Genomic DNA, 13104 nt, shown 5'->3' with positions numbered 1-13104 from the left:
GCACGAGCTGCGACCCCGTACCTTGGACCGGGCCTGGCGACGGCGTCGAGCGTGGTGCTCCTGGCCATGAGTACACGACGAGTTCGCAGGACTCGGTGCGTCGCCCACCGCAGCCTTCGAGCAGGATCCGGCCGAGGCGAGTCCAGGGTCGTCGGCGGGTCCGTTCGGCCGCCAGCGCCGGCAGCTCGCGCCGGCTGGTGACGAAGCGCCGCACAGTCAGGCCCGGCGGGGCGACAGCGTGACAGTGGATTACGCCGCGTCGCCGCGTACTGGCTCGCAGTGCGCCGCCGGAAGGCCGGGACCCGGCCGGGCTGTGCCAGCCTGCGCCAGGCTTGACCTTGACACAGTGACAAGGTCTTCACTGTGGCGGAGGAGGTGGCGATGACCACGCAGGAGCAGGACAAGAACATGATGCAAGCCCTCCGGGGCCTGGAGCACCGCGACCCGTCGGTCAGGCTGCGGGCGGCCCTGGCGGTCGGCACGACGCCCGACCCGGGATCGGTCGCCAAGCTCATCGAGCGGTGCGCCATCGAACCCGAGTTCTACGTACGCGAGATGCTCACCTGGGCACTCACCCGCCAGCCGCCGTCGATCACGGTCCCCAAAGTCATCGATGAGCTCCACTCGGAGCAAGCGCAGGCGCGCAGCCAGGCCCTGCACACGCTGTCGAAGATCGGGGACCGGCAGGCGTGGCCGGCGATCACCCAGGCGCTGCTGACCGACACCGACGACACGGTCGCGCAGAGCGCCTGGCGAGCGGCCGTGGTGCTGGTGCCCGAAGGGGGACAATCCGAGTTGGCAGCAGTCCTGGCGACGCAACTCGGGCGCGGCGGGCGCGAGACGCAGTTGAGCCTCAGCCGTGCGCTGATCGCGCTCGGTGAGGTGATCATGCCGATCGTGCACGCCGCGACCACGGACCGTGACCCTGGCGTGCGCCGGCACGCGCTCGCCACGCAACAGTTGTGGCTCGACCCGGAGGCAGGCTTCCAGCTCGCTGTCGAGCAGGCAAAACGTGTCGCGGCCCTGGGCGCGGCGGGTAAGGAAGGATGATCGGACGTGTTGATCGGTGAGGTGGCCCGGCGGTCCGGGGTCAGCGCCCGCATGCTCCGCCACTACGACTCCCTCGGCCTGGTACGGCCGACGGGGCGCAGCGGCACCGGCTACCGGGAGTACTCCGGTGAGGACATCCGGCGGATCTTCCACATCGAGAGCCTGCGGTCACTGGGACTGTCGCTGCGCGAAGTCGGGCGCGCCCTCGACGATCCCGACTTCACACCCTCAAGCCTCGTCGACGACCTCATCCAGCAGACGCTTGACCGCATCGCGGACGAAACGGAACTGCTCACCCGGCTGCGCCGGATCGGCGCCGCAGAGCCCACCGGCTGGGAAGACGTACTGCAGATCGTCGCATTGCTGCAGGCGCTGGGGTCGGACAGCGCCGGCAAGCGCCAACGCGCGGCACTGGCCTCGGCAGCCGGGGACCGCACGCCGGTCGAGGCACTGGTCGAAGCGGCGCTGAGCGAGACCGACCCGAACGTAGCCGGAGCCCTGCGCTGGGCACTGGCACGTTCGGGCGACGACGGGCTGGCGCTGCTCGCGCAGGGCCTCGCAGCGCCAGAGGCCGAGGTACGCAAACGTGCCGTGCAAGCCATCGCCGCGATCGGCAACGATGCGGCGAACACACTGCTGCACGACGCACTCACCAACGCCGACATCGTGGTCCGCAGGTACGCAGCCCTGGCGCTCGGCCCGCACGGCGTGACAGACACCATCCCGACACTCATCGACATGGTCGTCGCAGAGGTCAACGACGTCGACGCGGCCGACGCCCTGAGCGCCTTGGCCGGCGACCCCGCCTTGGCCGACCGAATCGCCACCGGGCTCATCGCTCACCTCGACTCCGGTGCCGCCGACTCGTCCGCGCGCCGACGGCTGACCCAGGCGCTCGCGGGCATCCCGGGCAGCACCGCCTTCCGCACCCTCGCGGAGCTGACGCAGGACGAGGATCGGGGCGTTGCGCTGACTGCGGCGTACATCATCCGGCTACGCGACGCTGGTGACAGTGGTGGACGCTGATCCGAGGCGGGGCAGTTCCGCGGCAGCACTGACCGGAGGTGGAACCTTCGAATCGGACCGCTGCGCCGGTTCAGCCAGCCGTCACCTCCGAGCATCGACACCTGAGCCGACCCTACGATCATGTCAAGCAGCAACGGGGACGCCACTGTCAAGCATCTACCGAGACAGCACACTCGCGATCATGGTTTGCCGGGCCTGCCCGGCGGGCTCTGCCAGCCGACCTCCGCTGAACAGGGTCCACCCGTCCGCACATGCCGATGACTGGACTGGCCGACAGCCGCATGAGAGGTTGCCACTCGTGATGGACCCGACGGAGATCCTGGCAAGGCATTGGGACATGGAGGCGGCTCAAGTGAGGCCGCTGGGCGGCGGCATCAACTCAGAGACGTGGTTGGTCGAGCACAAAGGATCCACCTTCGTTGCCAAGTCGGTTTCGTCGACGGCGGTTGCGGATCTGGTGGCGGGGGCCGAGGCCGCCACCGCGCTCGCTGAGGCCGGGTTCGTCACCGGCCCCCCTGTCCCCACTCGTGATGGCCGGATCGTCCTGGCCGAGCATGGTCTGGCTCTCCTCAAGCATGTGCCCGGCCGCGAACTGGACGGCGAAACCGACGAGGAGCAGGAGTGGATTGCCAGCACGCTGGCCGGTGTCCACGCCGCTGGCAACCCGGCCATGGGGCCGAGCACCGCCACGTTCGCACTGGACCGGCTCTCTCCGCAGATGCCAGGAGTCGAGGCTCATCCCTGGCTCGTGGCTGCCATCAAGGCAGTACGAGACGAGACCGACCCACTGACCGTCACCTGGTCGGTGTTGCACACCGATCCCGTGCCCGGAGCGTTCATCCACGATGACAAGACGGGCGTGACCGGGCTGATCGATTGGGCCGGGGCACGGCGGGGTCCAGTGCTTTACGACGTCGCGTCTGCCGTGATGTACCTGGGCGGACCTGGCCATGCATCGGCGTTCCTGTCCACCTACCAGTCACGGGGACCGCTCGCCGCCCAGGAGATGCGGTACCTGGATGCCTTCCGGCGCTTTCGGGAAGCCATTCAAGGCGCGTACTTCGCCGGGCGATTGGCCACCAACGACCTCACTGGCGGAATCGACCCGGCCGAGAACGACAAGGGCCTCAACGATGCCCGCCAGCGCCTTGCCGCGCTCGGCTTTGACCCCGCGTAAGTCCCCCTCGCAACGCCCGCACATGCCGCGAAGCGCGACTACCTGCTTGAACGCGATCACTGTCAAGCATCTACCGGGACAGCACACACCCTCATGCCGTCGGTGCCTAGCCACCAGATGTGCGACGTTTCGATACCAGCTGTCGTGCGACGGACGGCCTAGGTTTCTGACCCGGCCGTCGCGGCGGCCGCTTTCACTGTACGAGGGCTGATGGAGCTGGGGCCGCGCCTGGTGGCGTGGAGGTAGGCCGTGGGCTGAGCGGCCGAAACCTCCTCGCCCCTCGCGGCGGAGCGATCTACGCTGCTCGGATGGTTGATGCAGCCGGCACGGCACTGGGAAGCGAGGCGGCACGCCGCCTACGCCAACTGGGATCGGTGGAGTTCGGTCCAGGACTTTCCGACGCCGAGTTCGCCGCTGCCGAGGCCGAGTTCGGGTTCGTGTTCGCCGACGACCATCGTGCCTTCCTCACCGCAGGGCTGCCCCTCTGGGCGCGGGGCCACTGCGATCACCCGGACCGCGTTTCCTGGGGCTGGCCCAACTGGCGTGAACTTCAGTCCGAAACGCTGCGCGAACAGGTCTCCTGGCCGACCGAAAGCGCGTTGGAAGAAATCGGTGCCGGCCACTGGCCCGAGGGTTGGGGCAGGCGCCCCGCCGATCCGGCCGCTGTCCTGGACAAGGCCCGCGGTCGCCTCGCCCAGGTGCCCCGAATGGTGCCGGTCTACGCCCACCGATACCTACCCGCAGGACACGGGTCGAGCGGGAACCCGGTGCTATCCATCCACCGGTTGACCGACATCATCGTCTACGGCCCAGACCTGGCCGAGTACGTCGGCAGGGAGTTCCGCGACACCCCGGCCACCGTGCGGTTCTGGGGCGACTACGTCTAGCCGGAGGTCATCAACCGCGGCCGGTGCGCGAGGACCGGGTCCGCACCATCAACCGATTGCGTACGCTGATGACCGGCGTAAGTCCCGCGTTGGAACGCGCCCTGAACTTCGCCAGCATCGCGGTGCTCGCTGGGGGTTTGATCCCGCCGTTGCCGTGCAGCAGCGACGTACGGCAACGCCGTCGCCGGCACTCGGCCATAGTTGTGTCGGGCCGAGGCGACGACTACTGGCCGGGGCTTCGCCGCCGCGCCGTCGCACACCTTCGCCCAGCTGGCCCACGCCATCGACGCGGCGTTCGCGCGCTGGGACCTGGCCCACATGCACATGTTCACCCTGGCCGACGGCACCGCCGTCACCGCTCTGGAACAGTGGGACGGCGACGCCCCCGACGGCAGTCTCGACAGCTCGGCCACGAAGCTGAACCGCCTCGCGCCGGGGGATCAGTTCGCTTACGTCTTCGACTTCGGCGACGACTGGGCGCACCTGTGCACCGTCGACGAACAGAGATCGACCCGCTCGACACCGTCGGGATCAAGTCCGCCGTGCCGACCGCGTACTGGGGCTGGGGCGACCTGCCCGTGTCCGCCCGCTGCGATGCCGCTGCGGCCCGCAGGTTCTTCCGCCGGGGACTGTCGACGTTGAAGGTCACGCCGGCCGAGGTCGTGACCGATGCCTCAGCGGTGTAACCCGCTGTGCTGGATGAACTGGTCCCGCAGGCGTGGCACCACGTCGAACGCTATGTGAACAACCCGATCGAGGCCGACCACAGCCAGCTCACCGGCTCAGGACGATGCGCGGACTCCAGACCGGCACCATCCCGCCACCTCCTGCACGAAGTCGTAGAAGCCTCCAGCCGGGCCGAGCCGCCAGCCTATTCGGGCCTTGGCGGCCGAGGTGACAGCAGCAAGGAATCGGCGGGAACCACGGTGGCCACCGGCCGCTCCCGCAGAGGACTGAGCACCAAGGTCTGCCGCGCCGCAGACGGGAACTGCCGGCTCCAGGGTCAAGAAACTCGCAGTGCGATGCTGTCGATCGCGGCGTCGGCGATTCGGTTCCTGGTCTTCGCGTCGACCCCTGCCTTGGCGAGCGCTTCGAGCCCGCGATGCGTGGTGAGGATCAGTCCGCCGAGCACCTCGGCGTCGGCGGCCGGATCCAGGTGCCCGGCGCGCTGTGCCTGCTCGACAAGCTGGCGGCAGCTGTCGAGCAGCGTTTCGTACGCCGCGAGTGACCTGGTCGCGATGGCATCGTTCTCCGACGCCAGTTCGGCCGTGGCCTTGGCCAGCAGACAGCCATGCCGACCGGTGTGGTTGTCCGGCACCGTGAGCCATCTGCGGAGGCGGTCGAGCGCCTGGTCCTCCGGCCCTTCGAGCAGGGCGGCGGCGCCCTCCTCGGAGTTTGCGCAGTACTCCTCGAACACTCGCTGGAACAGGGCCTCCTTGTCGCCGAACGCGGCGTAGAGGCTTCCCTTGCTGAGCCCCGTCGCGCGGGAGAGATCGTCGACCGAGGTGCCGTGGTAGCCGGTTTCATTGAACTGCCGGCGCGCAGTGGCCAGGACGTCTTGCTCGCTGAACTTCCGTGGTCGCCCCATGCCTCCATGGTACGGAGTTCTGAACGATCGGTCCAGAACCTGTTATGGTTGGCCGTATGTTCAGAACCAGCACTTCACCCGACACCACTGAGTTCGCAGGAAAGCGCGCGATCGTCACGGGAGGCTCTCGCGGGATCGGCGCGGCCATCGTGCAGCGGCTGCTCGACGGCGGCGCGACCGTCGTCACCACGGCGCGTAACCCCACCGACGAGACGCCCAAGGCCGCCACCTTCATTCAGGGCGACATCAGCACGCTCGCAGGCGTGCAGGCATTCACTGAGGCAGCGCTCGACGAACTCGGCGGCGTCGACATCGTGGTCAATAACGCGGCAGCGGCACGCGCCCACATCGGGGGCATCTCATCCATCCCCGATGAGGAATGGATCGACGCACTCAACCTCAACTACCTGTCCGCCGTGAGGGTCAACAACGCGCTGCTACCGGCGCTACGCGAAGCCGGGCCGGGCGCCGTGATCGTCAACATCTCATCGGGAGCGGCCCTCACGCCGGCGCCGCCATTGGCTCACTACGGTGCCGCCAAGGCCGCCCTGAACACCTACAGCAAAGCGCTCGCTTCCGAGCTCGCGCCTGCCGGAATCCGCGTCACCACGATCATCCCCGGCAACGTGCTCACCCTGGGCGCCGACGCGATCCGCCAGAACTTCGCCGACGCGATGGACGTCCCGCTTGCCGCCACCACAGCGGGCGTCCCTCTGGGTCGTCCCGGAGATCCGCGCGACATCGCCGAGGCCGTCGCCTACCTCGCATCGGACCGGGCTCAGTGGGTCACCGGAGTAAGCCTGACAGTCGACGGCGGTGAACTGCCGGTCGTCTAGTTCCCGGTTCGGTCAGCCTCTTGTGCGGCCCACAGGGACCCCGGCGGCGCGTGAGCTGTCCCACGCCGCCGGGTGTCAGGTCGAGCAGCTGACTGACCTGGGTTGGGCTCGTCGGTGCTCAGCGTCCAGGCGATGTGGGGCGGATGCCGATGATCGTCAGGCATGTCGCGATGCATGCCGTGATGTGGGTAAGCGCGCCTCAGTGCTGGCCGCGCTGCTCGACTGGTGCACGCTGCGCACCTAATCGGCACATGGCAGCCCACCGATGACTACGCTGAGTAGCGAATCATGTTCTTTTAGTTGCGGGGGCATCGGGTGGGAACGGTCACGACGAACGACGGCACGGAGATCTTCTTCAAGGACTGGGGCACTGGTCAGCCGATCGTGTTCAGTCACGGCTGGCCCCTGTCGGCAGACGACTGGGACAACCAGATGCTGTTCTTCCTCAACCACGGCTACCGTGTCATCGCACATGATCGCCGGGGGCACGGGCGTTCCACGCAGACCAGCGATGGCCACGACATGGATCACTACGCTGACGACCTGGCTGCGGTGACCGCCCACCTTGACCTGCGAAACGCGGTACACGTGGGCCACTCCACCGGTGGCGGTGAGGTCGTGCGCTACCTCGGTAAGCATGGCGTGAGCCGTGTGCAGAAGGCGGCGATCATGTCCGCGGTCCCGCCGCTGATGGTGCAGACCGAAGCCAACCCCGGGGGACTGCCCAAGAGCGTGTTCGACGACCTGCAGGCGCAGCTGGCGGCGAACCGGTCCGAGTTCTACCGTGCTCTGCCGTCGGGCCCGTTCTACGGCTTCAACCGCCCCGGCGTGCAGGCTTCCGAGGCGATCATCGATAACTGGTGGCGTCAGGGCATGATGGGCGGCGCCAAAGCGCACTACGACGGCATCGTTGCGTTCTCCCAGACCGACTTCACCGAGGACCTGAAGAAGATCACGGTTCCGGTGCTGGTGATGCACGGCGACGACGACCAGATCGTCCCCTACGCCGATTCCGCGCCGCTGTCGGCCGAACTCCTGCGCAACGGCACCTTGAAGACCTATCCGGGCTTCCCGCACGGCATGCCGACCACCCACGCCGACACCATCAACGCCGACCTGCTGGCTTTCCTGAAATCCTGACCGCAACGCGGCAAACGCTCTGGTGGAGGGTGCGGTGGCCAAGATCAAGGTGTACGGGGCTCCTTGGTGTCCGGACTGCCGGCGCGTCAAGAAGTTCCTCACCGAGCATCGTGCCCGCTATGACTGGGTTGCCATCGACCAGGACACCCAAGCCCGAGCCGAAGTGCAGCGGCTGCAGAACGGCGGACAGACCATCCCCACGGTCGTGTTCGACGACGGCGCGATGATGGTGAATCCGTCAAACAGCACGATTGCGGCAAAGCTGGGCTTGAACCTCCACGCCGAGCGCGACGTCTACGACCTGGCGATCATCGGCGGCGGGCCGGCGGGCCTGGCCGCGGCTATCTATGCCGCCCGCGAGGGCATCGACGCCGTCGTAGTCGACAAAGGGGCCCTGGGTGGTCAGGCCGGAGCCACCCAGCAGATCGACAACTACCCCGGCTTCCCGGAGGGAGTGGGCGGCGCGGACCTTGCCGCCCGGTTCGTTGCGCAGGGCCGCCGCTACGGTGTCGAGCTGCTGTCGGCCGTCGAAGTGGGGCGGCTGGCGCTCGACGGCCAGGACGTGACGGTCTCCTTGAGCAGCGGCCAGCAGTTGTGTGCCGGTGCGGCGATCGTGGCCACGGGTTCCTCCTACCGCCGGCTCGGGCTGCCCGGTGAGGAGGAGCTGATCGGCGCCGGGGTGCACTACTGCGCGACCTGCGACGGGCCGTTCTACCACGGGGCCGGCGAGCTGCTGGTCGTCGGTGGCGGCAACTCCGGCCTGGAGGAGGCCCTGTTCCTTTCGCAGTTCGCCGACCGGGTCCGCATCGTCGAGCAGTCGCCGACGTTGAAGGGTTCCCCGCTGGTGCAGCACAAGATCGCCGAACATCCCGAGTTCACCGTGCACACCAACACGGAGATCACGGCGTTGATCGCGAAAGCCGGGAAGCTGCACGAGGTGAGCGCCCGCGACGGTGCCACCGGGGAACTGCTGACGTGGCGTCCGGATGCCGCGTTCATCTACATCGGCATGGACCCCAACACCGGCTTCCTGCGGCAGTCGTTGCAGCTGGACCAGTGGGGGTTCGTCACCACCGACGACACGCTCGCTACGAGCATGCTCGGCGTCTACGCTGCCGGGGATGTGCGGGCCGGGTCGACCAAACAGCTCGGCGCTGCGGTCGGCGAGGGGATCACCGCGCTGATCCACGCGCGCCAGCACCTGCAGCGACGCGGCATGACGCGAAGCGTGTCGATCAACGCATGACGGGACTGCCGCCGTTTCCGGCCGGCGGGTTATGAGTGCCGGGGGCGCCCCACACCGGTGCCACGGGATCGGAAAGGGACCTTGTGGCATCGGTGTGGGCGGGGCCGGCATCGATCAGGCGGCGTCGAGCGCCTTCGTGATCTTGTTGATCATGGCGGTCACGGTCGGGCTCGGCTCGCCGTGGTGGGTGGCGGACTCGATCGCGGTGATGACGGTGCTGCGGAAGTTGTCGGCCTCCTCCGGAGCCTGCTGCTTGAGCAGGCTCATGGCCTCTGTCAGGGCCGGCAGCACGCGATCGGCGATTTCGGCCACGGACTTGCCGTTGAGGTCCCTGTGCTTGGGGTATTTGGCGAGCACGTGCCCCACCAAGCCGGTGGCCGAGCCCAGCGCGATGCTGCCGTTGGTGGCGATCTTGTGGGGCGAGCCGCTGGCGGCACCTGCGGCCGAAAGCAGCGTGACGGCACCGTACGCCGCGATCCGCAGTGTGGTCTTGTCCGGGTCGGAAAGGGTGAGGGACATGGTGTGCGCTCCTTGTGCTCGTGTGGACCTTGCTTGAGCAAACGCGGCGCCACTGGTGCCTGGTCAGACGACCCGCCGCGTTCTGTGCTGCACCTACCGTTCCCGCCACGCCTGACGCGGGCCTGCCACGGCCCTGACACGAAAGCTGACACGGCGCTCAAGCAGGTTGCGGGAGTACGGGTGGCGCAGGCGTCGGTCGATTAATCGCTGATCACCATCCGTGGCAAGATCGGTCGGGTGCAGATCGGTATGCTCGGACCGTTCGAGGTCCGCACGGACGACGGCGTGGTCGCTGACGTGCCGGGCGCGCGGCTGCGCGGGCTGTTGACCGCGCTGGCCCTCGAACCGGGTCGGGTGGTGCCGAAGGCGACGCTGCTGGACTGGATCTGGGGTGAACATCCGCCCGCCGACGCGACCAACGCCCTGCACCGGCTGGTCTCCCGGTTGCGCAAGGCGCTGCCGGACGGATGGATCGAAGGGCTGACGGACGGCTACCGGCTGGCAGTCGATCCCGACGCCGTCGACGCCGTGCGCTTCGAACGGCTGCTGGGCCGGGCGCGCGACGACGACGGCCCGCAGCGGGTACGGCGGTTGCGCGAGGCCCTGGCCCTCTGGCGCGGAGCGGCCATGCAAGACGTCGCCCTGCCCGACAGCGGTGCGTTCGACGCCGCGGTCACCCGGCTGGAGAGGCTGCGCCTGACCGCGATGGAGGACCGGTTCGACGCGGAGATCAGCCTCGGCCACGGCGCGGACCTGACCACGGACCTGACCGACCTGGTGGCCGCGCACCCGCTGCGAGAGCGGCTCGCCGCCGCGCTCATGCGGGCCCTGACCGCGGCCGGCCGCGACACCGAGGCCCTGCAGGTGTACCAGCACACGAGAGAAGCGCTGGCCGACGAGCTGGGCGTCGACCCCTCACCAGAGCTGTCCGCGCTGCACGTGGCGCTGCTGCGCGGGGAGTCTCGGCCGCGGGAGCAGCATCGCAACACCAACTTGCGCGCGGAACTGACCAGCTACATCGGTAAGGACGCCGATGTGGCTGCGGTCGCCGGCCTCGTCGCCGGGCACCGGCTCACCACTCTGATCGGGCCGGGCGGGTCGGGCAAGACGAGGCTGGCCACGGAGGCCGGGCGTAACCTGCTCGGTGACCTGCCCGATGGGGTCTGGCTGGTGGAGCTCGCCGCCGTCGGTGCCGGCCGCGACGCGGCTCAGCCCACGCTTGCGGCGCTGAAGCTGCGTGACGCGCTGCTCGGTGAGGTGTCGAACCTCGGGCCGGCCGATCGGCTCATCGCTGCGATCGGCGAGCGGGAGATGCTGCTGATCCTGGACAACTGCGAGCATGTGATCGAGTCGGCGGCCGAGCTTGCCCATCGCTTGCTGGGAGAGTGCCGTCGGCTGCGGATCCTGGCCACGAGCAGGGAACCGCTGGGCATCACCGGTGAGGCGCTGTGGCCGGTCGCGCCGTTGGTCCTGCCCGCGGAGCACGCGGGCCCCGGCGAGATCGAGTCCGCACCGGCGGTCCGGCTGTTGCGAGACCGGGCGAGTGCGGTTCGCAACGATTTCGTGGTCGACACCTCGACCCTGGCGACGATGGCGCGTGTCTGCCGGGCGCTGGACGGGATGCCGCTGGCGATCGAGCTGGCCGCGGCCCGGTTGCGCACCATGTCCATTGACCAGCTCGCCAACCGGCTTGACGACCGGTTCCGGCTGCTGACCGGCGGCAGCCGTACCGCGCTGCCTCGGCATCGGACGTTGCGTGCGGTGATCGACTGGAGCTGGGAGCTGCTCACCGACGCCGAACGGCTGGTCCTGCGCAAGATGTCGGTGTTCTCCGGCGGGGCCGGCCTGGAAGCGGCCGAGCGGGTCTGCGTCGGCGACGCCGTCGAGCCCGAGGACGTGCTCGAGCTGCTGATCGCCTTGGTGGAGAAATCACTGCTGGTCGCCGAGGGCGACAGCGCGCCGCGCTACCGGATGCTCGGCACCATCAAGGAGTACGCCGAGCAGCGGCTCGCCGAGGCGGGCGAGTCGGACCTGGCCCGCCGGGCGCACCTGGCATTCTTCACCGAACTCACCGAGACCGCCGACCCGCATCTTCGCCGCGCCGGGCAGCTGACCTGGCTGGCCACCCTGGACGCCGAGCACGACAACATCACCGCCGCGATGCGCAGTGCGCTCGCGGCCGGCGACGCCCAGGCGGCGATGCGGCTGGCCGCGGGCACCGGCTGGTACTGGTGGCTCAGCGGACACCGAGCCGAAGGCATGGAGCTGATCACCGCTGCCGTTGAGCTACCCGGCGAGGTGGGCGACGAGATCCGAGCCACCGTGTACGCGCTCGCCGTGACGTTCGCCAGCGCCGGGCGCGCCTCCGACGCAGAGCAGGCCGCGGAGTGGATCCATGAGGCGTACCGCTTAGCCCAGCGCAGCCGGTCCCGCAACCCCATGCTGTCCCTGGTCGTCCCGCTGGAACACATGTTGCGGGGACCGGAGGCGATCCTTCCCGCATGGCAGTCACTGCTCGACCACGACGACCGCTGGGTCCGCGCGCTCGCCCGGCTGCACCTGGGCAAGTCGAGGATCATGCTGGGCCACGCCGGGACGGACGCCGACGCCGACCTCGAAACGGCGCTCACCGAGTTCCGTGCGGTGGGCGAACGGTTCGGGATCTCGTTCGCCCTCACCGAACTGGCCGACCGCATCGCCACGCGCGGCGAGTTCGCCGATGCGTGCCGGTACTACGAGCAGGCCATCACGGCGGTGACCGAGCTCGGCGCCGTCGAGGATGTCATCCGGATGCGGTCGCGGCAGGCTCAGCTGTACTGGCTGCTCGGTGACTCCGACGCCAGCAACGCGGTCTCCGCCGAGGCCGAACGGCACGCCGAGCGGGTCACCTGGCCGGAGGCGCTGGCAGAACTGGCCCTGTCGAAGGCGGAACTGGCCCGCTGGCGCGGGGATGCCGCCGAGGCTCACCGGCAACTCGACATCGCGGCGGCCATGCTCGGAGACGAGGCCGACAAGCTCCGCGCCGTGACGCACGACCTGCTGGGCTACCTCGCCGACGACCTGGACCGTGCCCGTGACTATCACGCCGGGGCATACCAGGCGGCGGCCGAGGCCGGGCACGCGCCCATGGTCGCGCAGGTCCTTGTCGGACTCGCGGACCTGGCACTGCGCCGCGACCAGCCCGAACAGGCCGTACGGCTGCTCGCGTCCAGCGACACCGTACGCGGGCTGCCGGATCGGGCGCTGCCGGACACGACCCGGATCGAGCGCGCAGCACGAAGCCGCCTCGGCGACACGAAGTTCGCCGAGGCGGCTCGGGAGGGCATCGAAACCAGCTGGAGTCAGCTGGCCCAGGTCACGCTCGCTCCGTGAACGTCGAGCGCGCCCACAGGTATCCGGCAAGTGCGATCACGAGGCACCAGCCGGCTCATCTACCGCACCATGACGCACCGCGGTCGCATCGAACGGACCGAAAGGCTTCCGCGAAAACGACTTCGCCCGCCTGCTCGTCGCCGCGCATCATCAACTGAAGGCGCCGATCCTCCTGGTGTGGGACGGTCTGACCGCGCACAAGTCAGCCGCAATGCGCAGCCATGGCCGGCGGGCCATGGCTGCGCATCTGAGACGGTCAGCAG

Annotated in this window: 11 protein-coding genes and 1 pseudogene; 10 read left to right on the top strand and 2 right to left on the bottom strand. The window is 68.9% G+C overall.

Going from position 1 to position 13104, the window contains the following annotated elements:
* Positions 1–381: 381 nt before the first annotated feature.
* From F9C41_RS16870 to F9C41_RS41300, 6 genes and pseudogenes are all read left to right on the top strand, one after another.
* On the top strand, positions 382–1050 hold the full coding sequence (locus F9C41_RS16870; protein ID WP_155387753.1) for a HEAT repeat domain-containing protein: 669 nt from the start codon (positions 382–384) through the stop codon (positions 1048–1050).
* A 6-nt stretch (positions 1051–1056) separates the two neighbouring features.
* Positions 1057–2076, top strand: a complete 1020-nt coding sequence (locus F9C41_RS16865) for a HEAT repeat domain-containing protein (RefSeq protein WP_155387752.1) — start codon at positions 1057–1059, stop codon at positions 2074–2076.
* 301 nt (positions 2077–2377) lie between these two features.
* Entirely contained in the window at positions 2378–3253 is an 876-nt protein-coding gene (locus F9C41_RS16860) for a phosphotransferase enzyme family protein (RefSeq protein WP_230689710.1), read from the top strand.
* 308 nt (positions 3254–3561) lie between these two features.
* Positions 3562–4140 (top strand): hypothetical protein, encoded by a 579-nt coding sequence (locus F9C41_RS16855; protein ID WP_155387750.1) that lies wholly within the window; start codon positions 3562–3564, stop codon positions 4138–4140.
* Positions 4141–4341: 201 nt separating this feature from the next.
* Positions 4342–4623, top strand: a pseudogene (locus tag F9C41_RS41305) (IS1096 element passenger TnpR family protein); the annotation flags it as partial.
* Positions 4624–4625: 2 nt separating this feature from the next.
* Positions 4626–4826: a hypothetical protein gene (locus F9C41_RS41300; protein WP_230689712.1), complete on the top strand. Its 201-nt coding sequence runs from the start codon at positions 4626–4628 to the stop codon at positions 4824–4826.
* A gap of 317 nt (positions 4827–5143) precedes the next feature.
* Here the strand turns inward: F9C41_RS41300 and F9C41_RS16845 are convergent, their stop codons facing one another.
* On the bottom strand, positions 5144–5728 hold the full coding sequence (locus F9C41_RS16845) for a TetR/AcrR family transcriptional regulator (protein WP_155387749.1): 585 nt from the start codon (positions 5726–5728) through the stop codon (positions 5144–5146).
* A gap of 56 nt (positions 5729–5784) precedes the next feature.
* On the opposite strand from F9C41_RS16845, the gene F9C41_RS16840 reads away from it, so the two are divergent.
* The 3 genes from F9C41_RS16840 (at position 5785) to F9C41_RS16830 (ending at position 8950) form a co-directional block, all read left to right on the top strand.
* Positions 5785–6564 carry an SDR family oxidoreductase gene (locus tag F9C41_RS16840; RefSeq protein ID WP_155387748.1) on the top strand — a complete coding sequence of 260 codons (780 nt, stop codon included), beginning with the start codon at positions 5785–5787 and terminating at the stop codon, positions 6562–6564.
* A 315-nt stretch (positions 6565–6879) separates the two neighbouring features.
* Positions 6880–7704 carry an alpha/beta fold hydrolase gene (locus F9C41_RS16835; RefSeq protein WP_155387747.1) on the top strand — a complete coding sequence of 275 codons (825 nt, stop codon included), beginning with the start codon at positions 6880–6882 and terminating at the stop codon, positions 7702–7704.
* A gap of 34 nt (positions 7705–7738) precedes the next feature.
* Positions 7739–8950, top strand: a complete 1212-nt coding sequence (locus F9C41_RS16830) for an FAD-dependent oxidoreductase (RefSeq protein WP_155387746.1) — start codon at positions 7739–7741, stop codon at positions 8948–8950.
* Between the two features lie 114 nt (positions 8951–9064).
* Here F9C41_RS16830 and F9C41_RS16825 read toward each other — a convergent pair whose 3' ends face one another.
* The gene (locus F9C41_RS16825) at positions 9065–9469 is read right to left on the bottom strand and encodes a hypothetical protein (RefSeq protein ID WP_155387745.1); all 405 of its coding nucleotides are present in this window, start codon (positions 9467–9469) and stop codon (positions 9065–9067) included.
* A gap of 237 nt (positions 9470–9706) precedes the next feature.
* On the opposite strand from F9C41_RS16825, the gene F9C41_RS16820 reads away from it, so the two are divergent.
* Positions 9707–12841, top strand: a complete 3135-nt coding sequence (locus F9C41_RS16820) for a BTAD domain-containing putative transcriptional regulator (RefSeq protein ID WP_155387744.1) — start codon at positions 9707–9709, stop codon at positions 12839–12841.
* The last annotated feature ends 263 nt before the right edge of the window (positions 12842–13104 follow it).

The sequence above is a fragment of the Catellatospora paridis genome (assembly GCF_009720365.1).
In the GTDB taxonomy this organism is placed as follows: Bacteria; Actinomycetota; Actinomycetes; order Mycobacteriales; family Micromonosporaceae; genus Catellatospora; species Catellatospora paridis.
This window is presented reverse-complemented; position numbering and strand designations above follow the sequence as displayed.

Excerpts from the sequence above, each read along its gene's own strand:
- F9C41_RS16870 (WP_155387753.1), top strand. The coding sequence starts at position 382 with ATGACCACGCAGGAGCAGGACAAGAACATGATGCAAGCCCTCCGGGGC.
- F9C41_RS16860 (WP_230689710.1), top strand. The coding sequence starts at position 2,378 with ATGGACCCGACGGAGATCCTGGCAAGGCATTGGGACATGGAGGCGGCT.
- F9C41_RS16855 (WP_155387750.1), top strand. The coding sequence starts at position 3,562 with ATGGTTGATGCAGCCGGCACGGCACTGGGAAGCGAGGCGGCACGCCGC.
- F9C41_RS16845 (WP_155387749.1), bottom strand. The coding sequence starts at position 5,728 with ATGGGGCGACCACGGAAGTTCAGCGAGCAAGACGTCCTGGCCACTGCG.
- F9C41_RS16840 (WP_155387748.1), top strand. The coding sequence starts at position 5,785 with ATGTTCAGAACCAGCACTTCACCCGACACCACTGAGTTCGCAGGAAAG.
- F9C41_RS16825 (WP_155387745.1), bottom strand. The coding sequence starts at position 9,469 with ATGTCCCTCACCCTTTCCGACCCGGACAAGACCACACTGCGGATCGCG.